Below are 24936 nucleotides of genomic sequence, written 5' to 3'. Positions count from 1 at the left end.
TGTCGGGCCCGGTGCTCCGCTCGCTCACGCCGCCGCCCCGCTTCGCGTGCCAGCGGCGCGAGGCGCCGCGCCGCGGTGCCCGGTGGTTCGCTCGCTACGCTCGCTCACGAGGCCGACGTCGCCTTCGCGGCGGCGCCGCCGTTGCGGGCGGCGTTCTGCGCCGCCGCGCTCTCGGCGGCCTCCAGGTCGACGGGGAGCTGGTCGGCCTCCGAGTAGGCCACCGCCGCCTTCACGAACGAGGCGAACAGCGGGTGCGGCCGGGTCGGCCGGCTCTTCAGCTCCGGGTGCGCCTGGGTGGCCACGAAGAACGGGTGCAGGTCCCGGTCCAGCTCGATGAACTCGACCAGCCGCCCGTCGGGCGAGGTGCCGGAGATGTGCAGGCCCGCCCTGGTCAGCGCGTCGCGGTAGGCGTTGTTCACCTCGTACCGGTGCCGGTGCCGCTCGCTGACCTCGGTGCTGCCGTACGCCTCGGCGACCAGCGAGCCCTCGGCGAGCGCCGCCGGGTACGCGCCCAGCCGCATGGTGCCGCCCAGGTCGCCCCTGCCGGCCACGATGTCCTCCTGGTCGGCCATGGTGGCGATGACCGGGTGCGCGGCCTCCTCGTCGAACTCCAGCGAGTTGGCGCCCTCCAGGCCGGCCAGGTGCCGGGCCACGTCGATGGTCATGCACTGCAGGCCGAGGCAGAGGCCGAGCAGCGGGATGCCGTTCTCCCGGGCGTACCGGGCGGTGCCGATCTTGCCCTCGATGCCGCGTACCCCGAAGCCGCCGGGGATGACGATGCCGTCGACGCCGGCCAGGGCGGCCGCCGCGCCGGACGGGGTGACGCAGTCGTCGCTGGGCACCCAGCGCAGCTGCACCCGGGACCGGTGGCCGAAGCCGGCGGCCCGGATCGCCTCGCTGACCGACAGGTACGCGTCGGGCAGGTCGACGTACTTGCCGACCACGGCGACGGTGACGGTGTGCCGGGGCTGGTGCACCCGGTCCAGCAGGTCGTCCCAGCTGGCCCAGTCGACGTCGCGGAAGGAGAGGCCGAGCCGGCGCACCACGTACGCGTCGAGGCCCTCGCGGTGCAGCACCTTCGGGATGTCGTAGATGCTCGGCGCGTCCGGGGCGGCGGTGACGGCCTCGCGGTCGACGTCGCAGTAGAGCGACAGCTTCTGCTTGACCTTGTCGGGGATCTCCCGGTCGCAGCGCAGCACCAGCGCGTCGGGCTGGATGCCGATGCTGCGCAGCTGGGCCACCGAGTGCTGGGTCGGCTTCGTCTTCAGCTCGCCCGACGGCGCCAGGTACGGCACCAGCGAGACGTGCAGGTAGAAGCAGTTGTCCCGGCCCAGGTCGTGGCGGACCTGGCGGATCGACTCCAGGAACGGCAGCGACTCGATGTCGCCGACGGTGCCGCCGACCTCGGTGATCACCACGTCCGGCACCTGGCCGTCGTCGTCCGGGTCGGCCATCGCCAGGATCCGCGACTTGATTTCGTTGGTGATGTGCGGGATGACCTGGACGGTGTCGCCCAGGTACTCGCCGCGCCGCTCCTTGGCGATCACCTCCGAGTAGATCTGGCCGGTGGTGACGTTCGCCTTGCCGGAGAGCGCCCGGTCCAGGAACCGCTCGTAGTGCCCGACGTCGAGGTCGGTCTCGGCGCCGTCCTCGGTGACGAAGACCTCGCCGTGCTGGAACGGGTTCATCGTCCCCGGGTCGACGTTGAGGTAGGGGTCGAGCTTCTGCATGACCACGCGCAGGCCGCGCGCGGTGAGCAGGTTGCCGAGGCTGGAGGCGGTGAGGCCCTTACCCAGCGAGGAGGCGACTCCCCCGGTGACGAAAATGTGCCTGGTCGTCCGTGCTGAAGGGGCCAAGGCCTGCTCCCGTGTCGTCCGTCGCGGTCGTGCAGACCGCCGTGCCGATCAGCCAAGTGATCACGCGATCCACGGGATTCCACGGTAACACCTCTCCCGGCCCACCCGCCGGGCGCACCCGCAGCGGGCTGCGGGACGTCCCGCCCGCGCGTCAGCCGGCGGTGACCTCGGTCGATGCCAGACCGGCCGGCGCGCGCTCCCCCGCGCCGGTTCCGGCCGTCGGCCCGGCCGCCCCGGTCGCCGGGCCCGGGGCGCGCGGAGCCGGGGGCGCCGCCGCCGTGGCCGGTCCCGCACCCGGATCCGGGGTACGGGCGGCGCCCGGCCCCGCGCCGGTCGGTGCCGGCCGGTCCGGGCCGGCGTCGTCCGGTCCCCCGCCGCTGTCCCCGCCCGAGCCGTCGCCCGTACCGCCGGGCCCCTCGTCGCGTGGGCGGCCCGCGTCGGGCAGCGTGCGGTCGGTGGAGTGGTCGAGCACCCGCAGCGCGGCCAGCGCCGCCATCGGCACCACCAGGGCGGCGGCCGCGCCGGCCACGTCCAGGGCGTCGCCGCCCAGCACCCCGCCGATCACCGCGGCGACGGCGGTGCCGGCCATCGCCGCCCGCATCGCCGGGTAGATGCCGAACAGCCGCATCAGCCCGCCCCACGGCTGGAGCAGGGCGAACCAGACCAGCAGGGCGCCGGCCAGGGCCAGCACCGTCAGCGGGCTGTTGACCAGGGTCTCGAAGTTGGCCGTGCTGGAGCGGTGCACGGTGAGCCCGCCGGTGCCGTCGCCGACGGCGGCCAGGAACCGGCCGAGGCTGCCCCGCTCGGCGGCGGGCCGGCGCAGGTCGAGCACCGCGAAGCCGATCGTCAGCGCGAGCCCGGCCATGGTGGCCCAGGCCAGCCTGCTGATCGTCAGCCAGCCGCCGGCGCTGATCGCCGCGGCGACGCTCAGTCCGGCGGTCAGCGCGATCGCGCCGATCGGGTCGGCCCCCAGGTACGGGCTGCCGACGACCAGCACGGCGGCGCCACCGACGGCCACCATCACGGGCGGCCGCCAGGACCGGCGGACCCGCTGGGCCAGCCACCCCGCGCTCAGCAGGGACCCGGCCAGGAACACCCCGAGCCCGACGGTGCCCAGCCCGGCGTACCGGCCGCCCTCCAGGGCGGAGTAGCCGACCACCCCGTTGAGCTGGAGGCGGGCGCCGGTGAGCACGTCCAGCCCCACGGCCAGCGTGGTCAGGCCGGCCACCGCACCGAGCGGACCGAGCGTGCTCGCGTGCCCGGGCGCGAACCGCACCACGGCGGTCGCGGCGACCAGCAGCAGCACGGTCACCCCGGCGAAGTAGACGCCCGCGTGGTCCCCGCGCCACCAGGGCACGGCGTCGGCCAGCAGCGCGGCCGGGACGGCGAGGGCCGCCGCGACCAGCAGCAGCTCCACGACCGCCACCACCCGCCGCGAGACCGGCTCCGGGCCGTACGGGCCGGCGTGCCGGCGGGCCCGGCGCAGCAGCGGCAGCACCGCCACGGCCAGCAGCACCTGGGCGCCGGCCAGCAGGGTGAAGAACCAGTCGGCCACCCGGCGCTGGGCGGCCGCCTCCCGGTCGGCGTCCGCCGGCGCGGCGATCGCGGCGGCGAGGTCCGCCGGCCGCCCGCCGACCGACTCGGCGGGTCGGCCGAGGAAGAGCCGTTCAGGGATCGGCCGGCCCAGCGCGGTGAGCGCGGTCGGCGCGAGGTCGACCAGTTGCAGGTAGCCCTCGCGGCCGGTGCTGGCCGAGGTGAGCCAGCCGCCTTCCCAGCCCGGCCCGTCGGCGACGGCGACGTGCAGCCGGGACGGGGCGTCGGTGTCGGAGACCCCGGCGACGAGCACCAACGAGCGGGGCGGCCGGGCTGCCAGCACCCGGGCCAGGCGGGCGTCCGCCTCCCTCGCGACCGCGGCCCGGGCCGCCGGGTCCTCGCCGGTGACCGTGCCGAGGTCGACGATGCTCAGCACGCAGGAGCCGAGCAGGCCCGCCGGGTCCGCCGGGAGCGCCGGTGCGTACCGGTCGACGCGGCCGAACGGTCGGGCGGCGGCCACGGCCGCGCCGGGCCCGACCGCCACCGAGCAGCGCACCGACTCCGCCAGCGCGCCGGGCACCGTGCCCCAGGGCAGCCGCTCCTGGTTGTGCAGGACGACGCTCTCCTGGTCGGGCAGGTTCGCGCCGATGCCGTCGGGCTGCTCGACCGTCACCTGGGCCGGTGGACAGCCCCCGGCCTGGCGGCTGCCGTTCCAGGCGGCGTAGCTGCCGGCGCCGAGGGTCAGCCAACCGTCCACCGGGCAGGTCGGGCGGTGCGCGGACCGGACCGACAGTGAGCCGATCGAGCCGTCCTGGGCCATCCGCCACAACGTCGGCGTGGTCTGCGGGTCGACGTCCTCCCAGCGCAGCCCGGCGACCCCGACCAGCACCACGAAGTCGGCGGTGCGCCCGGGCGACGCCGCCCGATCGGGGCGGGCGGTCAGCGCGGTGATGCCCAGCGCCACCACGACCAGGGTCAGCAGGATCGGGGCGATTCTGCGCCGCATCACCGGCGTCCCGTCGACGGGGCGTCGGCGCCGGGAGCGGCCGGTCCGGCGCCGTGCGGGGCCAGCTCGGCGTAGAGCGCCGCCAGCTGGGCCAGGGTGTCCGCCTCGGTGGGCCAGGAGGCGGCCCGGGCGGCGCCGCGCCGCCCCAGCTCGGCCCGCCCGGCCTCGTCGTCGAGCAGGGCGCGCACGGCCGCGTCGACGGCGTCCACGTCCGCCGGCGGCACCAGCACCGCGGCGTCGCCGACCAGCTCCGGCAGGCCGCCGACCGCCGTCGCCACCAGTGGTACGCCGGCCCGCATCGCCTCCTGCGCGAAGAGCTGACGGGCCTCCCAGTCGCTGGTCACCAGCGCCAGGTCGGCCCCGGCCAGCAGGTCGGCCACGTCGGTGCGGTGCCCGAGCAGGGTCACCGGGGCCCGGGCGGCGGAGATCCGGGCGGCCAGCGGCAGGTAGGCGGGGCCGCTGCCGGCGATCACCACGACCGGCGCCGGTGTCCGGGTACGCCACCGGGCGGCGGCGTCGATCAGCACGTCGTACCGCTTCTGCGGGTGCAGCCGGCCCACGGAGAGGATCAGCGGCCGGTCCTGGCCGACGCCGAACTCGGCGCGGACGGCGGCCCGGCGGCGGCGCGGCGCGGGCAGTGCCGGCGCGGCGACCGGGGCGAGCCGGGCGTCCGCCGCGCCCAGCGTGGCGGCCCGCTCGACCAGGTCGGTGGAGGCGCCGAGCGCCACCCGGGCGCCCCGGGCGACGACCCGCTCGACGAGGCGCGACACGCCTCCGCGCAGGCCGCCGGCGAGCACCGCGTTGTGCCAGGTGACCACGAGCGGGGCGGCGGGCCGGGCGAGCACGGCGACGAGCCCGGCGCGCAGGCCGTGGGCGTGCAGCACGTCGACCGGTTCGGCGGCGAGGGCCCGGCGCAGCGCGGTGACCGCCCGGGCGTCGGCCGGGGTCGGACTGGCCGGGATCTCCACCGGCAGGAACCGGGCGCCGACGCCCGTGAAGTCGAACTGCTCCTGCGTCGCGGCGGGGCCGCAGACCAGCACGGAGGCGCCCGCGGCGGTCAGCCCCTCGGCCAGCGAACGGACGTGCTGCCCGACGCCGCCGGTGCTGGAGGCGAGCAGCAGGGCCACCGTGCCGCGCCAGCCGGAAAACGGCGCCGGCTGCGTCACCGCGACCACCCCCGTCCGTCGGTAGTCGTCGGCCGGTCACCCGTCCTGCACCCGCTCACCGGGACACCGTCTCCTTCCCGCCACCCCGTTCCGGGGGGATGTCGCCCTCGCCCGTCCCATCGGCGGGGGCCGCCGGCCCACGCCGGCCCGCCCTGCCCAGCCGCCGGAGCACCCCGGCGAGCAGCGGCGACACGTCCCGCCGGTCGACCAGCCAGACGACGGCGAGGAACACGACGCCGACCAGGGCTCCGGACAGCATGCCCTGCACGAGTGCGCCCGGTGTCGTCGGGGTGCCGCCGGCGGCCGCGTGGAGCCAGCGGGCGAGGGCCGTTCCGGCGAGCGCGGCCAGGGCGCCGGCGAGCAGTCCGGCGGCGCCGGCCCGGCCCGCTCCGGCGAGCGCGGGGCGCCCGGCCGAGCGCCACACCGCGACGAGCAGCAGCCCGCCGAGCAGCACCATCCCGGCCGAGTTGGCCAGGGCGACCGCGAGCACCCGGTCCGTCACCGGAAGGAGGACCGCCAGAGGCACCGCCACCACCGGCACGACCAACCAGCCGGCGGTGATCGCGAAGGTCGCCGGGCGGGTGTCGCCCCGTGCGTAGAGGGCGCGGGAGAGCACCGCGAAGAGGCCGTAGCCGAGCAGCCCGGGGGCGAAGCCGACGATGGCCGCGGCGGTGGAGGCCGGGTCGCCCGGGTAGAAGAACGCGGCGACCGGCGCGGCCGTGCCGACCAGTGCCGCCGCGCCGAGGCAGCTGAACAGCAGCACCCCACGCACGGTCGAGGAGAGCGTGCGCTGGTACTCCTCGTTCCGCCCCGCCGCGGCGGCGGTCGCCAGCGTCGGGTACGCCGCCACCGCGAGGGGGACCGCCAGCACCGCCCAGGGCAGCAGGTACATGGTCTGGGCCAGGTTGAACACCTGCGGCGAACCGGTCGGGCCGCCGGAGACGCGGTTGAGCAGCACCAGTAGCGCGAGCTGCTGCGCGGTGACGGTGACCGCCCCGGCCATCGCCAGCCCGCCCACCCGCGCCCGGGCGTCGGGCGGGAACGCGTACCCGGGGCGTGGCCGCAGCCGCAACCGGCGCAGCGGGATCAGCAGGGACAGCGACAGCACCACGACGCCGAGCGTGGTGCCGGCCGACAGGAGCAGCTCGCCTCCATCGCTCACCTGCGCCACGCCGACGCTTCGTCCCTCGGTCCCGGCGAAGGCGAGGTACACGACGATCACGGTGAGGCTGGACAGCAGCGGCGCGATCACCGGCCAGGCGAAGCGGCGGTGCGCCTGGAGCACCCCGGTGAGCACGATGCCGACGCCGTAGAGCGGCAGCTGCGGGGCGAAGACCCGCAGCATCCGCGCCCCGGCCGCCAGCTCGGCCTCGGAGCGCCCCTCGCTGAGCAGCGACACGATCGGGCCGGCCGCCACCGCGACCAGGACGGCCAGCGGCACCAGCAGGGTGACCGTCCAGGTGAGCAGGGCCCCGGTGGTGGCGGACACCGCGCGCCGGTCACCGGCCGCGACCGGCCCGGCCAGCAGCGGTACGACCAGGCTCGCCAACGCGCCACCGGCCACGATCTCGAAGATGATGTTCGGCGCCGTGTTGGCGATGACGTACATGCCGCCGAGATCGCTCTTCTGCACGACCCAGGTGAAGACGGCGGTACGGCCGAAGCCGGCGAGCCGGCTGAGGACGGTGAGTACGGCGATGAGCGCGGCCGCTCCGGCGACACGGCCGGCGCCGGCGAGGGGTGCCGGGGTCGTCACGTCAGTCGGCGCGCCGGCCCAGTGCGTCGAGCTCGCGCAGCCCGGGGGTGCGCTGGATGACCTGGGTGAAGCTGACCTTCTCGCTGGCCGCGGTGAGGCCGGCGAGCACGGCGAGCAGCCCGGCCCGCCCGACGGGCCCGGTACGCGCGGCCAGCGCCACGCCGAGCAGCGCGCCGAGCGCGTTCGCGCCGCTGTCGCCGAGCATCACGTCCTCGCCGAGGTCGGCGGGGAGCAGCCCGGCGGCGGCGCCCACGGCACCGGCGGCGATCCCGCCGTGCGGGCCGCCGGCCAGCGGGGCGCCGAGCAGGAGGCCGGACTTCAGCGCCCGGCCGGGACGCAGGTCCAGCAGGTTGAGCAGGTTCGCGGTGCCGGCGATGACACCGGCGCCGAGCAGCACGTCGACGCCCCGGCCCAGCGCGCCCTGCCGCTGGCGACGCCGGTGCCCGGCGACCCGGGGGTCGACGGCGAGCAGCGCGGCGGCGCCGAGGCCCGCGGCCCCCACCCCGACGACCTTGACCATGCCGGCGGTGACCCGGCCCTCGCGCAACGCGGCCAGGTGCCCGGCGAACCCCTTGGCCGCCTTCTGCTCCGGCCGGGTGCCGACCACGTCGTCGTAGAGCCCGACCGCTCCGGCGCCCACCCCGGCGACCAGGGCCGCTGCTCCCGACGGGCCGCTGGAGGCGCCGAAGGCGCCCGTCGCGGCGGCGCCTGCGGCGAGGGCGGGGCCGGCGGCCAGGCTCACCGCGCGGCCGCGGAAGTTGGTCCGCTCCAGCGCGGGACCGGCCGGTGAGGTGCGCACCTCGCGCAGGGCGTAGCGGGCGGCGGCGGCGCCCGCGCCGGCGATCAGCAGTCGACCGAGCAGGCTCACGCGCGTCCCTCCCGCCGTACGTCGGCGGGGCGGGATCCGGACAGCGGGGTACGTCGTTCGCTCACTGGGGCAGTCTAGGCAGCAGGGACGACGCGTTGTCGCCGACACCGTACTGTCCGGCCTTCTTCTCGGTGACCTGTTGCACCAGCGCGAGGGCGGTGACCAGCTGGCCCTGGTTGGTGTTGGCGTTGTCGACGGTGGAGATGGTCTGCACCAGCACCGGGTCGCTCCGGACGGCGGCCACCAGGTTGCCCCCGGCCGAGCCGTTGCCGCCGACGACGATGGTGCCGGCCTGGTCGAACTGCTCGGCGACCTTGAGCACCGCCTCGTCCTTCTTCGCCGAGTCCTTGTCCACGTACGGCTGCCCGCTGACCACGACGACGGCCTCCGCGGAGGCGCTGACCCGCTCCTGGGTGGTCAGGTAGTTGGCGTTGGTGTACGCGGCCAGCACCGCCCGCCGGTCGGCCTCGCTGACCGGGGTCGCGCCGGGCGCCCTGTCGAGCAGCACGCTGGCCAGCAGGGCGGTCGACGTCTCCACCCCGTGCCCGTTGCCGGGCAGCCCGGCGGTCGGGGCGCTCGTGGGGCGCGCGGCGGTGACCGCCAGCTCCAGCAGGTTGTTGTTGTTGTCCGGGTTGATGAACTTGTCCTGCAGGTCGATGCGACCGGTCACCTGGGCGCCGGCGAGCTGGAGCATCTTGACCACGCCCTCGGTGTGGTCGCGTCCGGTGGGCAGGCTGACGACCAGCACCCGCTTGCCGGTCAGCGTGCCCGGCAGGACGACCTCCGCGATCTGGGCGGCGAACTCCTCCTCGAGCTCGAGCTCCTTCTCCATGCTCTGGACCGCCTGGCGCATCAGCTGGTTGTCCTTGCGCAGCCCGTTGACGTGTTCCTTGAGCGAGTCGGCCACCGGGCCGTTGAGGGCGGCGGTGCCGACCACCAGGCCGATCGCCAACGCGAGGAAGACGGCGGTCAGGGACACGACGTGGTACCGGAAGTTGATCACACCTGCAGCCTCTTGATCGGTGGGACGCTAGAAAAGCTGTTCAAGCTGGAACACGAAATTGTTCCACCACTCGGAGACCACGCCCAAATACGCCTTGCCGACGGTGGAGACCGCCACGGCCGAGGCCATCGCCGCGATCGCGGAGAGCACCAGCAGCAGCAGCGACGACCCGGAGATGCTCTGCCGGTAGAGCCGGCTCACGCCCTTGGCGTCGACCAGCTTGCCGCCCACCTTGAGCCGGGTCAGGAACGTGGAGGCCATCCCGCCGCGGCCCTTGTCGAGGAACTCGACGAGCGTGGCGTGGGTGCCGACCGCGACCAGCAGCGAGGCGCCCTTCTCGTCGGCCAGCAGCATGGCCAGGTCCTCGCTGGTCGCCGCCGCCGGGAAGGTCACCGCCGGCACGCCGAGGCCGTTGACCCGGGCCAGGCCGGGCGCCCGGCCGTCCGGGTAGGCGTGCACGATCACCTCGGCGCCGCAGCGCAGCACGTCGTCGGTGACCGAGTCCATGTCGCCGATGATCATGTCCGGCGTGTAGCCGGCCTCCACCAGCGCGTCCGCGCCGCCGTCGACGCCGATCAGGACCGGCTTGAACTCGCGGATGTAGGGGCGCAGCACGTCCAGGTCGGCCTTGTAGTCGTAGCCGCGCACCACGATCAGGCAGTGCCGCCCCTGCATCTCGGTCTGGATCTCCGGCACGCCGACCCCGTCGAGGAGCAGGTCGCGCTCCTGGCGGAGGTAGTCCATCGTGTTGGCGGCGAACGCCTCCAACTGGACCGAGAGCCCCTCCCGGGCGTCGGCCATCGACTTGGCCACCGACTCGGCGTCCTGGAGGCTGCCGTGCGCCACCGGCTCGTCGCCGAGGAAGACGGTGTTGCCCTCGATCCGGACGGTGTCGCCCTCGCGGATCCGCTCGAAGACCCCCTCCCCCAGGTCGTCCAGGAGCGGGATGCCGGCGGCGACCAGCACCTCGGGCCCCAGGTTGGGGTAGCGGCCGGAGACCGACGGCTTCGCGTTGAGCACGGCGCCGACACCGACGGCGACGAGCGAGTCGGCGGCGACCCGGTCGAGATCGACGTGGTCGATGACCGCGATGTCACCGGGGCGGAGCCGACCGACCAGGCGTTTTGTCCGGCGGTCGAGGCGTGCGGTGCCGAGGATCCTGCCCGGTTCCGCGTTCCGGGTCCGGCGCAACGTGGGTAGACGCATCGTGACCATCCTGGCATGTGAGGCAGGCAATTCTGTCGCGACATGCCTGAGCAGGGCCGCCTACCCAGGGAAGCACACTAACGCGCAGGCCGGTGTGCCTGTGCTCACAATCGCCGACCTCACGGGCGCCTTTCCCGGGCCGCCACGGCGAGAAGCTCCTCGGCGTGTGCGATACCCAGGTCGGAGTCGGGCAAACCCGCGAGCATCCGGGCCAACTCCCGGGCGCGCTCGGTGTCCTCCACCACCCGCACCCCGCTGGTGGTCACCGCCCCGCCGGTGTCCTTCGCCACCACCAGGTGCCGGTCGGCGAACGCGGCCACCTGCGGCAGGTGGGTGACGACCAGCACCTGGTGGCTACGGGCCAGCCGGGCCAGCCGCCGGCCGATCTCGACCGCGGCCTGGCCGCCGACCCCGGCGTCGACCTCGTCGAAGACCAGCGTGGGTGGCCCGCCCGAGCCGGCGAAGACCACCTCGATGGCGAGCATCACCCGGGACAGCTCACCGCCGGAGGCGCCGCGCTGCAACGGCAGCGAGGGCGCGCCCGGGTGGGCCAGCAGGCGCAGCTCGACCTCGTCGCCGCCGTCCGGGCCGACGCCGACCTCGGTGCCGTTGACCGGCAGGGTCGGCTCGGCGCGGCCGGCCGTGCGGGGCAGCACCGCCACCTCGATCCGGGCGTGCGGCATGGCCAGCCCGGCCAGCTCGACGGTGACCTGCTCGGCGAAGCGGGTCGCCGCCTCCTGCCGCGACGTCGACACCCGGCCGGCCAGGTCGGCCACCTCGCCGGCCAGCCGGGAGGCCTCCCGGTCCAGCTCGTCCAGGAGGTCGTCGGAGGTGTCGAGGTCGGCCAGCCGGGTGCGGGCGCGCTCGGCCCAGGCGATCACCCCGTCGACGTCGTCGGCGTACTTGCGGGTGAGCGCGCGCAGCGCGGCCCGCCGCTCGTAGACGGTCTGCAACCGGGCCGGGTCGGCGTCCAGCGCGGCGAGGTAGGCCGACAGCTCGGCGGAGACGTCCGTAACGAGGGTCGCCGCCTCCTCCAGCCGCCCCGCCAGCTCGCCCAGCGCCGGGTCCGTGCCGGCCTGCGCCTCAAGGGTGCGGCGGGCGGTGCCGAGCAACGCCGCCGCGTCCGGCGTCTCGTCGGTCGCCTCCACGCCGCCGGCCACGCACTGGTGGGCCACCTGCGCCGCGGTGCGCAGCCCCTCGGCGTGCTCCAGCCGCTGTGCCTCCGCCTTCAGCTCGTCGTCCTCGCCGGGCTGCGGGTCCACCCGGGTGATCTCGTCGAGGCCGAGCCGCAGCAGGTCCGCCTCCTGGTTGCGCTCGCGGGCGTTGCGCCGCCGGTCGGACAGGTCGTCGACCACCGCGCGCCAGCGGGCGTACGCCTCGCGCAGCGCGTCGAGCAGCTTCTCGTGCTCCGGGCCGGCGAAGCGGTCCAGCGCGGCCCGCTGCTCGGCCGGTCGCAGCAGGCGCAGCTGGTCGGACTGGCCGTGCACGGCCACCGCCTGCTCGCCCACCTCGCCGAGCATCGACACCGGCATGCTCCGCCCGCCCAGGTGCGCCCGGGAGCGGCCCTCCACGGTGACGGTGCGGCTCAGCAGCACCGAGCCGTCCTCGTCGGGCTCGCCGCCCGCGTCGGTGATCCGCGCGTGCACGGTGGCGGCGACGCGGCCCGCGAGCCGCAGCCGGCCCTCGACCACCGCCCGGCCCGGCTGGGCGCGCACCCGCCCGGCGTCGGCCCGCCCGCCGAAGAGCAGGCCGAGGCCGGTGACCACCATGGTCTTGCCCGCTCCGGTCTCGCCGGTGATGACGTTCATGCCGCCGGTCAGCGGCAGCGTGGTGTCCTCGATGACGCCCAGTCCGGTGATGCGCAGCTCTTCCAGCACAGCAACCGACAGTAGACGCGGCCCCCGACACTTGACCAGCCGGCGTGCGCACGCCGGTGCGTCCGTCCGCCGACACCCCGCCGGGGCGGCCCGCCGGCGCCGGCCGGACCCCAGTCAGCGCCGGTTGCCGCGCCAGCCGTGCACGGGCAGGTCGAACTTCGCCACCAGCCGGTCGGTGAACGGGCGGTCCCGCAGCCGCACGACGCGTACCGGCAGCGCGCCGCGCCGCACGGTGACCCGCGCCCCGGGCGGCAGGTCGTAGACCCGTCGGCCGTCGCAGGACATCACGGCGAGGGTGGTGAACGGGTCGACGGTGATGACGAACGTGGAGGTGGGCGCGGTGACCAGCGGCCGGCTGAACAGCGCGTGCGCGCTGATCGGCACCAGCAGCAGGGCCTCCACCTCCGGCCAGACCACCGGCCCGCCGCCGGAGAACGCGTACGCCGTCGAGCCGGTGGGGGTCGCGCAGACCACGCCGTCGCAGCCGTACCGCGACAGCGGGCGGCCGTCCACGTCGACCATCAGCTCCAGCATCTGGGCACGCTCGCCCTTCTCGACGCTGATCTCGTTGAGCGCCCAGGACTCGATGGTCGGGCCGCCGTCGAACTCGGCGGTCACGTCGAGGGTGAGCCGCTCGTCGACGGTGTAGTTGCGCTCGACCACGTCGCGTACCGCGCTGTCCAGGTCGTCGATCTCAGCCTCCGCGAGGAAGCCGACCTTGCCGAGGTTGATGCCGATCAGCGGCACCTTCTCCGGGCGGGCCAGCTCCGCCGCGCGCAGGAAGGTGCCGTCCCCGCCGAGCGCGAAGACGATCTCCGCGCCCTCGGCAGCCTCGAGGCCGGTCACCGGGACCACTCCGGGCAGGTCGAGGTCGTCGGCCTCCTCGGCCACGACCCGCACCTCGAAGCCGGCCGAGATCAGGTCGGCGGCGACGGCGCGGGCGTGCTCGGTGCTGCGCCGGCGACCGGTGTGCGTCACCAGCAGCGCCGTGCGGCTCACCGGGACGGCCGTCCCGTCGCGCCCGCGCGGCATCCGCGTGGCACGCCCGCGACCGCGGGGCTCGCCAGTCCACTCACCCGGCCACCTCCTCCGTCGCCGCGTCCGGCTGGTCGCCGGACGGCACCGGGCCACCCGGCCCGGCGGTCACCACCGCGCGCACCCGCTCCGGGTCCGCCGGCGGTGCATCCCGGCGTAACCATACGAAGAACTCGACGTTGCCGCTCGGCCCGGGCAGCGGACTCGCGGCCACGTCGGCCAGGCCGAGGTCGAGCCGCGCCGCCGCGGCGGCCACGTCGAGCACGGCCTCCGCGCGCAGCGACGGGTCCCGGACCACCCCGCCGGCGCCCACCCGCTCCTTGCCGACCTCGAACTGCGGCTTCACCATCAGCGCCAGGTCACCGTCCGGCCGGGTGCAGCCGGCCAGCGCCGGCAGCACCAGCCGCAGGGAGATGAACGACAGGTCGGCGACCGTGAGGTCGACCGGGCCGTCGATGACCTCCGGCGTCAGCGTACGGACGTTGGTGCGCTCGAAGACCCGCACCCGGGAATCGTTGCGCAGCGGCCAGGCGAGCTGCCCGTAGCCGACGTCGACCGCGACCACCTCCGCCGCGTCGGCGCGCAGCAGCACGTCGGTGAAGCCGCCGGTGGAGGCGCCCGCGTCCAGGCACCGCCGGCCGGCCACGGTCAGCCCGCCCGGGGCGAAGGCGGCCAGCGCGCCGGCCAGCTTGTGCCCGCCCCGGGAGACGTACTCCGAGCCGGGGTCCTCGCCGGTGACCAGGAGCGGATCGGCGGGGTCGACCATCGCGGCGGGCTTGCGTGCCGGCACCCCGCGCAGCTGGACCCGGCCGGCCTCCACCAGCGCGGCGGCCTGTTCCCGGGACCGGGCCAGCCCGCGGCGGACGAGTTCGGCGTCCAGCCGGTTACGACGTGCCATGCGTGGTTCTTCTCCGGTCGGTCAGGTCTGGTCGATGGTGGCGAGGGTCTCCCGCAGCGTCTCGTACGCCGCCTCGTACTGCGCGATCTGGTCGGCCGGGGCGAGCGTCGCGGCGTTGGCCATGGCCCGTACGGCGACGTCCACGGCGGGATGCCGGTCGTCGCCGAGGTCCTCGGCGGACTCCGGCGGAGCGGGGCGCGGGCCCGGCCGGTCACCGGGCGGCGGACCGGGGTGGAACGGGCCGGTCGCGGAGCCGTGGCCGGCACCCGGCGGGCCGGGGCGGGCGCCGGGCGGCGGGCCGGGCCGGAAGGGGCCGCTCACGACCCGCTCCCCGCCGGGGCCGGGCGCATCACGCCTCGTCCTCCGGCGGCCGCTTGCGGGCCGGTGCCTTCTTCGCCGGCCGGGCCGGCTCCGCGGCGCCCTCGGTCGGGGCGAGGGCCGACGGCGTCCGCTTGGCCACCGCCTTCTTCGCCACGGCCTTCTTGGCCAGTGCCTTCTTCGCGACGGCCGGCCTCGCCACCGGGGCGGGGGCCGCCGACGTCGGTACGGCCGGCTCGGCCGCGCCCGGGGCGGGCGACGGCCCGGTGCCCGCGGGCACCGGGTGCGCCGACGCCTCGGTGCCGGCGGGCACCGGCGCTCCTGGACCGGCGGGCACCGGCGGGGCGCCGAGGGTCGCCTTGGCGTCCCGGAGCTGGCGCTCGAGCTCGTGCACCCGTCGGGTCAGCTCGGCGACCTCGTCGGCGGTGGCGAGCCCCACCGCGCCGAGGGCGCGGTCCACTTCGAACCGCACCAGCTTGGTCAGCGACTCCCGGTTGGCCGCGCCCGTGGAGACCAGCTCCTCGGCGAGGGTCTGCAGCTGGGCGGCGGTCGCTCCGCCCGAGCCGACGACCCGGCGAACCGCGTCCTGGGCCTTCTTCCGGGGCGCCTCCGTCAGGCCCATGGCCAGCTCGAGGTAGGCGCGCCACGCGTCCTGCATGCCTGTTTCCTTCCGCGGGGCGGGGGTGTGCAGGTGCCACGCTACCGGGCACCCCACGACGCCCTGTGCGGTACGGTGCCGGGGACGGCGTGGCGAGCGGTGAAGGGGGCGATGGTGGCCAGCGTGGACGAATGCCGGCAGGCGTTGCGGGATCTGGCGGCCCGGCTGGACCGCAACGCGGAGACGGTGCGGGAGAAGGTCGACTTCGACCGGACGCTGGCCTGCCGGATCACCGACCTGGAGACCGCCTTCCACGGCCGGCTCTCCGGCGGCCGCCTGGTCGACCTGGCCGACGGCGACGACCCGAAGGCCAAGATCGCGCTGAGCACCGGCAGCGACGACCTGCTCGCACTGGTCCGCGGCGAGCTCGACATCACCCGCGCGGTCACGTCCCGGCGGGTGTCGATCAAGGCCAACCCGCTCGACCTGATGAAGCTGCGCAAGCTGCTCTGAGTCAACCCGCGCGGGGCCTGACCCGGGAACGCGGGCGGCCGTCGGCGGGATGGAGTTCGGCATCGGCCGTCAGCCGGATGAGTTCGGCGTCGGCGGACGTCAGCGGGATGGAGTTCGGTGCCGGCGGTCGTCAGGCGGACAGGCCGAGTTCGGCCAGTGCCTTCTCCGCCTCGGCCGAGCCGGGACGGATCCGCGCCGGCCGCGTCGACCAGGCGGTCGCGCAGAGCGCCGCCAGGGCATCCAGCGTGCGCCCCGACCCGGCCAGCTCCAGCGCGTCGTCCCGCGCGGCCACCGACCATCCGCCGGCGTCCGCCGGGCCCGGGACCCGCACCACGGCCGCCGGGTCGAAGAGCCCCGCCAGGTCCATCGAGACGTACGTCGGCCTGCGGTGCGGCGGGGCGGCGAGCAGCTCGGCCGCGTCGCTCACGCCGGTGAGCACCAGCAGACTGTCCAGGCCGGCCCGCCGGGCGCCCTCGATGTCGGTGTCCAGCCGGTCGCCGACCAGCAGCGTCCGGCCCTCGCCGGCACGTCGGGCCGCCGTGGTGAACAGGGCCGGCTCGGGCTTGCCGACGACCACGTCGGGATCCCGGCGCAGCGCGGTGCGCAGCACGGCGACCAGTGCACCGTTGCCCGGCAGTGGTCCACGATCGCTGGGCAGGGCCGGGTCGGTGTTGGTGGCGACCCAGGTCGCGCCGCCGCGTACGGCCACCGACGCCTCGGCCAGGTCCGCCCAGCAGACCTGCGGGCCGAACCCCTGCACCACCGCGACCGGAGACTCGTCGGCCCGGGACACCGGGGTCAGCCCGACCGCGCGCAGCTCGGCCCGCAGAGCCTCGGTGCCCACGACCAGCACCGCGGCGCCGGCGGGAAGCTGGTCGCGAAGCAGCTCGGCGGCGGCCGCCGCCGAGGTGAGCACCTCCTCGGGCCGGGCGGGCACGCCCATCCCGGTGAGCAGGTCGGCCACCTCGCTGGAGCGGCGCGAGGCGTTGTTTGTCGCGTACGCCACCGAGCGGCCCTCGGCGTGCAGCCGGCCGACCGCCTCGACCGCGCCGGGGACCGGCCGGTCGATCAGGTAGATCACGCCGTCCAGGTCGAAGACGACCAGGGCGTACCCGTCGACCAGCCGTTCCCCGGCACCCGTCGTCATCGCTGCGCGGTGTCCGACTCGCCGGAGGCGGTGGGCTCGCCACCGCCGGTGGCAGCCCCGCTGTCGTCGCCGCGCGTACCGGCCGCGACGTTGCCCGCGTCGTCGTCGGTCAGCTCGTCGTCGGTCAGGTCGTCCGACGGCACCGCCGCGACCGCGGCCTCGTCCTGCTCGTCGTCCTTGTCGTCTTCGCCTTCGTCCTCGTCGGCGTCGGTCGACTCCGTGTCGCCGGCGAGGTCGGCGTCCGGCCGGGCCGGTACCGCACCCGGGGCGCCAGGACCGGAGGCGATCGCCTCGGCGGACTCCTCGTCCTCCTCGTCGCCCTCGATCACCACACCGTCGAGCTCCAGCAGCCGCTCGGCGGCGTCGGTCTCGCCCTCGGTGTCGACGTCGGCAGCCCGGGAGAACCACTCGCGGGCCTCGTCACGACGACCGACCGCGAGCAGCGCGTCGGCGTACGCGTACCGCAGCCGGGCCGTCCACGGCTCGGCCGTCTCGCTCGTCAGCTCGGGGACCTGGAGCATGGCCACGGCGGCGTCCTTCTGGCCCAGGTCGCCGCGCGCCCCGGCCGCCACGATCAGCAGCTCGGTCGCCACGGCCTGGTCCAGCTTCTCCCGGTCCGCGCCACGGAACAGGTCGATCGCCCGCTCGGGCCGGCCCAGCGCCCGCTCGCAGTCCGCGAGCACGGCCAGGTGGCTCTGCAACCCGCTCATCCGGTGGTACGTACGCAGCTCCGCGATCGCGGTCTGCCACTCCCCCGCGTGGTACGCGGCCAGGCCGACCGCCTCGCGGACGGCCGCGATCCGGGACGCCAGCCGACGGGCTGCCAGCGCGTGCGCCAGCGCCTCGGCCGGGTCCTCGTCGATCAGCTGACCGGTCGCCACCAGGTGCCGGGCGACCGTCTCGGCGACCGGCTTCGCCAGCGAGAGCAGCTCGGCCCGGACGTCCTTGTCGAGGTCGGTCGCGACGATCTCGTCGGGCAGCGCGGGGGCCGCCGTACGCTCCCCCTCCGCCTCGGGACGCTCCCGCCGCTCGTCGCGACGCTCTCCGCCCCGGAAGCCGCCCTCACGACGGTCCCCCTGGCGGTCACCGCCCCGGTAGCCACCTTCGCGGTCGCCGCCCCGGTAGCCGCCTGAACGGTCGCCGCCCTCACGGCGGTCGCCGCCACGGAAACCGCCCTCACGGTCACCGCCCCGGAAACCACCCGGACGGTCGCCACCCTCACGACGGAAACCGCCCTCGCGGTCGCCACCACGGAAACCACCCGGACGGTCGCCACCCTCACGACGGAAGCCACCCTCACGGCGGTCGCCGCCACGGAAGCCGCCCTCGCGGTCGCCGCCACGGAAGCCACCTTCGCGGTCACCGCCCCGGTAGCCGCCTGAACGGTCGCCACCCTCACGACGGTCGCCACCCCGGTAGCCACCCTCACGGTCACCGCCCCGGAAACCACCCGGACGGTCGCCGCCCTCACGCCGGAACCCACCCTCGCGGTCACCGCCACGGAAACCACCCGGACGGTCGCCACCCTCACGACGGAAGCCACCTTCGCGGTCACCGCCACGGAAACCACCCGGACGGTCGCCACCCTCACGACGGTCACCGCTACGGAAGCCGCCCTCGCGGTCACCACCACGGAAACCACCTGGACGGTCGCCACCCTCACGGCGGAAGCCGCCCTCACGCGGCGGGCCCGAACGGAAACCACCCTCACGACGGTCCCCACCACGGAAACCGCCCTCGCGATCGCCGCCACGGAAACCGCCCGGACGGTCGCCACCCTCACGACGGTCGCCACCGCGGAAACCGCCCTCGCGATCGCCGCCACGGAAACCACCTGGACGGTCGCCACCCTCACGACGGAAGCCGCCCTCACGCGGCGGGCCCGAACGGAAACCACCCTCACGACGGTCCCCACCACGGAAACCGCCCTCGCGGTCACCACCACGGAAACCACCCGGACGGTCGCCACCCTCACGACGGTCGCCACCGCGGAAACCGCCCTCGCGGTCACCGCCACGGAAGCCACCACCCGGACGGTCGCCACCCTCACGACGGTCGCCACCACGGAAGCCACCCTCGCGGTCACCGCCACGGAAGCCACCACCCGGACGGTCGCCACCCTCACGACGGTCGCCGCCACGGTAGCCGCCGGATCGCTCGTCACCGTCTCGACGGAAGCCACCTTCGCGGCGGTCGCCACCCCGGAAACCCTCACGGTCGCTGCGGAAGCCGCCCTGGCGGTCGCCGGCGTCCCGACGAGGGGCGCCACCACCGCGGGAATCGCTGTTACGCGGACCGGACCGGAAGCCGCCCTCTCGGCGGTCGCCACCACGGGAGTCGCCGTCACGGCGGTCGCCGCCGGCGTATCCGCCACGCTGGCCGCCCCGGTCCTCGCGGTACGGGGGCCGGTCCTCGCGGCGCGGCGCTCCCTCACGTCCACCCGAACGGTCTTCGTAGCGACGGGGACGATCTCCGCCCTGCGATTCTGAACTCACAGGTACATCCTTCCTCATTGCGTCACCTACGACGCTACGCAGTCGAGGGCCGACCCGGGATGGGGCGGCCCTCGACTGGAAAAGTTGTCCGGCGGTGTCCTACTCTCCCACACCCTCCCGAGTGCAGTACCATCGGCGCTGGAGGGCTTAGCTTCCGGGTTCGGAATGTAACCGGGCGTTTCCCCTCCGCCATGACCGCCGTAACTCTATCAACATATCAAACAACACCACACACAATGTGGTCTGTTGTTCGTTTGCTGTGAGTTGCACAGTGGACGCGTAGCAGCTTAGTAGTCAAGTCCTCGGCCTATTAGTACCGGTCAACTGAACCCGTTACCGGGCTTACATTTCCGGCCTATCAACCCAGTCGTCTAGCTGGGGGCCTTACCCCACCAAAGGTGGGTGGGATACCTCATCTTGAAGCGAGCTTCCCGCTTAGATGCTTTCAGCGGTTATCCCTTCCGAACGTAGCTAACCAGCCGTGCCCCTGGCGGGACAACTGGCACACCAGAGGTTCGTCCGTCCCGGTCCTCTCGTACTAGGGACAGCCCTTCTCAAGTATCCTACGCGCACGGCGGATAGGGACCGAACTGTCTCACGACGTTCTAAACCCAGCTCGCGTACCGCTTTAATGGGCGAACAGCCCAACCCTTGGGACCTGCTACAGCCCCAGGATGCGACGAGCCGACATCGAGGTGCCAAACCATCCCGTCGATATGGACTCTTGGGGAAGATCAGCCTGTTATCCCCGGGGTACCTTTTATCCGTTGAGCGACACCGCTTCCACTCGCAAGTGCCGGATCACTAGTCCCGACTTTCGTCCCTGCTCGACCTGTCAGTCTCACAGTCAAGCTCCCTTGTGTACTTGCACTCAACACCTGATTGCCAACCAGGCTGAGGGAACCTTTGGGCGCCTCCGTTACCCTTTAGGAGGCAACCGCCCCAGTTAAACTACCCACCAGACACTGTCCCTGAACCGGATAACGGTCCGAAGTTAGATACCCAAATCAACCAGAGTGGTATTTCAAGATTGCCTCCACCCATACTGGCGTATGGACTTCACCGGCTCCCACCTATCCTACACAAGCTAATTCGGATACCAATGTCAAGCTATAGTAAAGGTCCCGGGGTCTTTCCGTCCTGCCGCGCGTAACGAGCATCTTTACTCGTAATGCAATTTCGCCGGGCCTGTGGTTGAGACAGTGGGGAAGTCGTTACGCCATTCGTGCAGGTCGGAACTTACCCGACAAGGAATTTCGCTACCTTAGGATGGTTATAGTTACCACCGCCGTTTACTGGCGCTTAAGTTCTCCGCTTCGCCCCCGAAGGAGCTAACAGGTCCCCTTAACGTTCCAGCACCGGGCAGGCGTCAGTCCATATACATCGAATTACTTCTTCGCATGGACCTGTGTTTTTAGTAAACAGTCGCTTCCCCCTGCTCTCTGCGGCCATACAACGCTCCACCCGCGCGGGGCTTCACGTCTCCGGCCCCCCTTCTCCCTAAGTTACGGGGGCAATTTGCCGAGTTCCTTAACCACAGTTCGCCCGATCGCCTCGGTATTCTCTACCTGACCACCTGTGTCGGTTTGGGGTACGGGCCGCTAAGAACTCGCTAGAGGCTTTTCTCGGCAGCATAGGATCACTGACTTCACCTGAATCGGCTCGGCATCACGTCTCAGCCTTCATGGCGTGCGGATTTGCCTACACACCGGCCTACACGCTTACCCCGGCACAACCACCGGCCGGGCTCAGCTACCTTCCTGCGTCACCCCATCGCTTGACTACTACCCGCCAGGTTCCCACGCTCCCCAACCTTGATCCGAAGATCGCAGCCGGTTCGGGTGGTTAGCACAACGAGGTTCATCAGGGACGCTCTTTCGCGGGTACGGGAATATCAACCCGTTGTCCATCGACTACGCCTCTCGGCCTCGCCTTAGGTCCCGACTCACCCAGGGCGGATTAGCCTGGCCCTGGAACCCTTGGTCATCCGGCGGAAGGGTTTCTCACCCTTCTTTCGCTACTCATGCCTGCATTCTCACTCGTGCCGCGTCCACAACTGGGTCACCCCGCTGCTTCACCCCCGGCACGACGCTCCCCTACCCATCCACACACCTGCACAACACATCAAGGCGTTGCGTGGTTAAAATGTGAATGCCACAGCTTCGGCGGTGTGCTTGAGCCCCGCTACATTGTCGGCGCGGAACCACTTGACCAGTGAGCTATTACGCACTCTTTAAAGGGTGGCTGCTTCTAAGCCAACCTCCTGGTTGTCTATGCGACCCCACATCCTTTTCCACTTAGCACACGCTTAGGGGCCTTAGCTGGTGATCTGGGCTGTTTCCCTCTCGACTACGAAGCTTATCCCCCGCAGTCTCACTGCCGCGCTCTCACTTACCGGCATTCGGAGTTTGGCTGATTTCGGTAAGCTTGTGGGCCCCCTAGACCATCCAGTGCTCTACCTCCGGCAAGAAACACGCGACGCTGCACCTAAATGCATTTCGGGGAGAACCAGCTATCACGGAGTTTGATTGGCCTTTCACCCCTAACCACAGGTCATCCCCCAACTTTTCAACGTTGGTGGGTTCGGCCCTCCACGCGGTCTTACCCGCGCTTCAGCCTGCCCATGGCTAGATCACTCCGCTTCGGGTCTAGGACACGCGACTGAATCGCCCTATTCAGACTCGCTTTCGCTACGGCTCCCCCACACGGGTTAACCTCGCCACATGCCACTAACTCGCAGGCTCATTCTTCAAAAGGCACGCCGTCACCCCGCAAGGCTCCGACGGATTGTAGGCGAACGGTTTCAGGTACTATTTCACTCCCCTCCCGGGGTACTTTTCACCATTCCCTCACGGTACTCGTCCGCTATCGGTCACCAGGAAGTATTTAGGCTTACCAGGTGGTCCTGGCAGATTCACGGCAGATTACAGGGGTCCGCCGCTACTCGGGAACACCCACAGAAGACCAGCCACTTTCACCTACCGGACTCTCACCGCCTACGGTCAGCCTTTCCAGACTGTTCGGCTAGCAACTGGCTTTGTAACTTCTCGAACAAGTGTCAGCTCATTCAGCAGGGTCCCACAACCCCAACCACGCAACCCCTGACAGGTATCACACGCAGCCGGTTTAGCCTCAATCCGCTTTCGCTCGCCACTACTCACGGAATCACTATTTGTTTTCTCTTCCTACGGGTACTGAGATGTTTCACTTCCCCGCGTTCCCCCCACACACCCTATGTGTTCAGGTGTGGGTGACTGGACATGACTCCAGCCAGGTTTCCCCATTCGGACACCCTGGGATCACAGCTTGGTTGACAGCTCCCCCAGGCCTATCGCGGCCTCCCACGTCCTTCATCGGCTCCTGGTGCCAAGGCATCCACCGTTCGCCCTTGACAACTTGACCACAAAGATGCTCGCGTCCACTGTGCAATTCTCAACAAACGACCAACCCACAACCCCACAGCCCCACACCAGCACCACCACAGTGATCGGTATGCGAGACCAGGCCATGCCTGGCAACCAGCTCCACCCACAGGCGAAGCAATGGCTCCGAAAGAAACAACCACCGGTTGTTCTTTCAGGACCCAACAGGGTGCTCTACGCCAAACCCCAGCCGCACCAGGAGGAACTGTTCCACACCACCCCGAAAGATGGCCGTACTAGGTATCCCGGCCGTTGCCGGCATCCAACTCACCAGTGTCTCCGCCATTGAGCACCCCACCACCACATTCGGGCAGTGCGGGCTCCTTACCGACTTTCGTCGGAAGGTGCTCCTTAGAAAGGAGGTGATCCAGCCGCACCTTCCGGTACGGCTACCTTGTTACGACTTCGTCCCAATCGCCAGCCCCACCTTCGACGGCTCCCTCCACAAGGGTTGGGCCACCGGCTTCGGGTGTTGCCGACTTTCGTGACGTGACGGGCGGTGTGTACAAGGCCCGGGAACGTATTCACCGCAGCGTTGCTGATCTGCGATTACTAGCGACTCCGACTTCACGGGGTCGAGTTGCAGACCCCGATCCGAACTGAGACCGGCTTTTTGGGATTCGCTCCACCTCACGGTATCGCAGCCCATTGTACCGGCCATTGTAGCATGCGTGAAGCCCTGGACATAAGGGGCATGATGACTTGACGTCATCCCCACCTTCCTCCGAGTTGACCCCGGCAGTCTTCGATGAGTCCCCGCCATAACGCGCTGGCAACATCGAACGAGGGTTGCGCTCGTTGCGGGACTTAACCCAACATCTCACGACACGAGCTGACGACAGCCATGCACCACCTGTGACCGCCCCCGAAGGACCCGACATCTCTGCCGGTTTTGCGGCCATGTCAAACCCAGGTAAGGTTCTTCGCGTTGCATCGAATTAATCCGCATGCTCCGCCGCTTGTGCGGGCCCCCGTCAATTCCTTTGAGTTTTAGCCTTGCGGCCGTACTCCCCAGGCGGGGCGCTTAATGCGTTAGCTGCGGCACAGGGAACCGGAGAGGCCCCCCACACCTAGCGCCCAACGTTTACAGCGTGGACTACCAGGGTATCTAATCCTGTTCGCTCCCCACGCTTTCGCTCCTCAGCGTCAGTATCGGCCCAGAGACCCGCCTTCGCCACCGGTGTTCCTCCTGATATCTGCGCATTTCACCGCTACACCAGGAATTCCAGTCTCCCCTACCGAACTCTAGCCTGCCCGTATCGACTGCAGGCCCGCAGTTGAGCTGCGGGTTTTCACAGTCGACGCGACAAGCCGCCTACGAGCTCTTTACGCCCAATAAATCCGGACAACGCTCGCACCCTACGTCTTACCGCGGCTGCTGGCACGTAGTTGGCCGGTGCTTCTTCTGCAGGTACCGTCACTTACGCTTCGTCCCTGCTGAAAGAGGTTTACAACCCGAAGGCCGTCATCCCTCACGCGGCGTCGCTGCATCAGGCTTCCGCCCATTGTGCAATATTCCCCACTGCTGCCTCCCGTAGGAGTCTGGGCCGTGTCTCAGTCCCAGTGTGGCCGGTCGCCCTCTCAGGCCGGCTACCCGTCGTCGCCTTGGTAGGCCATCACCCCACCAACAAGCTGATAGGCCGCGAGCCCATCCCAGGCCGAAAAACTTTCCACCACCAACCATGCGACCGGTGGTCCTATTCGGTATTAGCCCCCGTTTCCGAGGGTTATCCCAAAGCCTAGGGCAGGTTGCTCACGTGTTACTCACCCGTTCGCCGCTCGAGTACCCCGAAGGGCCTTTCCGCTCGACTTGCATGTGTTAAGCACGCCGCCAGCGTTCGTCCTGAGCCAGGATCAAACTCTCCAACAAAAACTTGTTGAAAAACTGTCCCGACAACAAAAGTGTTGCCAAAGGAATCCAAGACCAGCCAAACCGAAGCCTGACCAGTCCAGGGTATAAATCATAATTGGCACTGGCTTATCAAGCACCCTGTTGAGTTCTCAAAGAACAACCACACACCGCCCAGAAACCCCACACCGTGGAGCACCCGACCCGGGGCATTTAGTTCACCACACCCGCCGCTTCCCGCGCCGGGCACTTTTACTACGTTACCCGGTGGTTTCCGCCATGTCAAACCGCTTCGTAGCGATCCGCACCACTTCAACCCATTTTCCGGGCACCCCGATGACGTCGACTCTCGCCGACGGCCTTCGGGAAGTTCGGCAGACCGGCCGCTCC

At 71.7% G+C, this 24936-nt stretch carries 16 protein-coding genes and 3 rRNA genes; 1 reads left to right on the top strand and 18 read right to left on the bottom strand.

Annotation, left to right across the window (positions count from 1 at the left end; all coding sequences use genetic code 11):
* Positions 1-104: 104 nt before the first annotated feature.
* The 12 genes from pyrG to AC0OO9_RS25890 all read right to left on the bottom strand — a co-directional run bounded on the left by pyrG (position 105) and on the right by AC0OO9_RS25890 (position 15180).
* On the bottom strand, positions 105-1856 hold the full coding sequence (gene pyrG / locus AC0OO9_RS25945) for a CTP synthase (RefSeq protein WP_484513026.1): 1752 nt from the start codon (positions 1854-1856) through the stop codon (positions 105-107).
* A gap of 151 nt (positions 1857-2007) precedes the next feature.
* The gene (locus AC0OO9_RS25940) at positions 2008-4395 is read right to left on the bottom strand and encodes a hypothetical protein (RefSeq protein ID WP_484513024.1); all 2388 of its coding nucleotides are present in this window, start codon (positions 4393-4395) and stop codon (positions 2008-2010) included.
* Entirely contained in the window at positions 4395-5561 is a 1167-nt protein-coding gene (locus AC0OO9_RS25935) for a glycosyltransferase family 4 protein (RefSeq protein WP_484513023.1), read from the bottom strand. Before AC0OO9_RS25935 ends, AC0OO9_RS25940 begins: the two co-directional genes overlap by 1 nt.
* Positions 5562-5616: 55 nt before the next feature.
* Entirely contained in the window at positions 5617-7317 is a 1701-nt protein-coding gene (gene murJ / locus AC0OO9_RS25930; protein WP_484513021.1) for a murein biosynthesis integral membrane protein MurJ, read from the bottom strand.
* Between the two features lies 1 nt (position 7318).
* Positions 7319-8185 carry a hypothetical protein gene (locus tag AC0OO9_RS25925; protein WP_484513019.1) on the bottom strand — a complete coding sequence of 289 codons (867 nt, stop codon included), beginning with the start codon at positions 8183-8185 and terminating at the stop codon, positions 7319-7321.
* A 61-nt stretch (positions 8186-8246) separates the two neighbouring features.
* Positions 8247-9188 (bottom strand): copper transporter, encoded by a 942-nt coding sequence (locus tag AC0OO9_RS25920; RefSeq protein ID WP_484513017.1) that lies wholly within the window; start codon positions 9186-9188, stop codon positions 8247-8249.
* Positions 9189-9215: 27 nt separating this feature from the next.
* The gene (steA, locus tag AC0OO9_RS25915; RefSeq protein WP_132234430.1) at positions 9216-10394 is read right to left on the bottom strand and encodes a putative cytokinetic ring protein SteA; all 1179 of its coding nucleotides are present in this window, start codon (positions 10392-10394) and stop codon (positions 9216-9218) included.
* A 119-nt stretch (positions 10395-10513) separates the two neighbouring features.
* Entirely contained in the window at positions 10514-12271 is a 1758-nt protein-coding gene (recN, locus tag AC0OO9_RS25910; RefSeq protein ID WP_484513015.1) for a DNA repair protein RecN, read from the bottom strand.
* A 114-nt stretch (positions 12272-12385) separates the two neighbouring features.
* Complete coding sequence (locus AC0OO9_RS25905; protein ID WP_132234434.1) at positions 12386-13303, bottom strand: NAD kinase; 918 nt, start codon at positions 13301-13303, stop codon at positions 12386-12388.
* Positions 13304-13343: 40 nt separating this feature from the next.
* Positions 13344-14204, bottom strand: coding sequence for a TlyA family RNA methyltransferase (locus tag AC0OO9_RS25900; RefSeq protein WP_484513013.1), 861 nt, complete (start codon positions 14202-14204; stop codon positions 13344-13346).
* 21 nt (positions 14205-14225) lie between these two features.
* Positions 14226-14525: a hypothetical protein gene (locus AC0OO9_RS25895; protein ID WP_484513011.1), complete on the bottom strand. Its 300-nt coding sequence runs from the start codon at positions 14523-14525 to the stop codon at positions 14226-14228.
* 28 nt (positions 14526-14553) lie between these two features.
* Positions 14554-15180, bottom strand: a complete 627-nt coding sequence (locus tag AC0OO9_RS25890) for a phasin family protein (RefSeq protein WP_484513009.1) — start codon at positions 15178-15180, stop codon at positions 14554-14556.
* A gap of 114 nt (positions 15181-15294) precedes the next feature.
* Between AC0OO9_RS25890 and AC0OO9_RS25885 the strand changes: the two genes are divergently transcribed.
* Positions 15295-15633, top strand: coding sequence for an SCP2 sterol-binding domain-containing protein (locus AC0OO9_RS25885; RefSeq protein WP_132234479.1), 339 nt, complete (start codon positions 15295-15297; stop codon positions 15631-15633).
* 130 nt (positions 15634-15763) lie between these two features.
* On the opposite strand, the gene AC0OO9_RS25880 is transcribed toward AC0OO9_RS25885, so the two are convergent.
* From AC0OO9_RS25880 to AC0OO9_RS25855, 6 genes are all read right to left on the bottom strand, one after another.
* Complete coding sequence (locus tag AC0OO9_RS25880) at positions 15764-16780, bottom strand: HAD-IIA family hydrolase (RefSeq protein ID WP_484513007.1); 1017 nt, start codon at positions 16778-16780, stop codon at positions 15764-15766.
* The gene (locus AC0OO9_RS25875; RefSeq protein ID WP_484518049.1) at positions 16777-17709 is read right to left on the bottom strand and encodes a tetratricopeptide repeat protein; all 933 of its coding nucleotides are present in this window, start codon (positions 17707-17709) and stop codon (positions 16777-16779) included. Before AC0OO9_RS25875 ends, AC0OO9_RS25880 begins: the two co-directional genes overlap by 4 nt.
* Complete coding sequence (locus AC0OO9_RS25870; protein WP_484518123.1) at positions 17643-19154, bottom strand: hypothetical protein; 1512 nt, start codon at positions 19152-19154, stop codon at positions 17643-17645. The genes AC0OO9_RS25875 and AC0OO9_RS25870 overlap by 67 nt, the downstream gene beginning before the upstream one ends.
* Before the next feature lie 207 nt (positions 19155-19361).
* A 5S ribosomal RNA gene (rrf, locus tag AC0OO9_RS25865) occupies positions 19362-19478 on the bottom strand.
* An 87-nt stretch (positions 19479-19565) separates the two neighbouring features.
* Positions 19566-22677: ribosomal RNA gene (locus tag AC0OO9_RS25860) — 23S ribosomal RNA — on the bottom strand.
* 375 nt (positions 22678-23052) lie between these two features.
* Positions 23053-24567, bottom strand: a 16S ribosomal RNA gene (locus AC0OO9_RS25855).
* The 16S, 23S and 5S rRNA genes sit together here, the layout of an rRNA operon.
* Positions 24568-24936 lie beyond the last annotated feature (369 nt).

The sequence above is a fragment of the Micromonospora sp. USAFONa4 genome (assembly GCF_057197825.1).
Note: the sequence above shows the minus strand (reverse complement) of the source record. Positions and strands in the feature narration are given on the sequence as shown.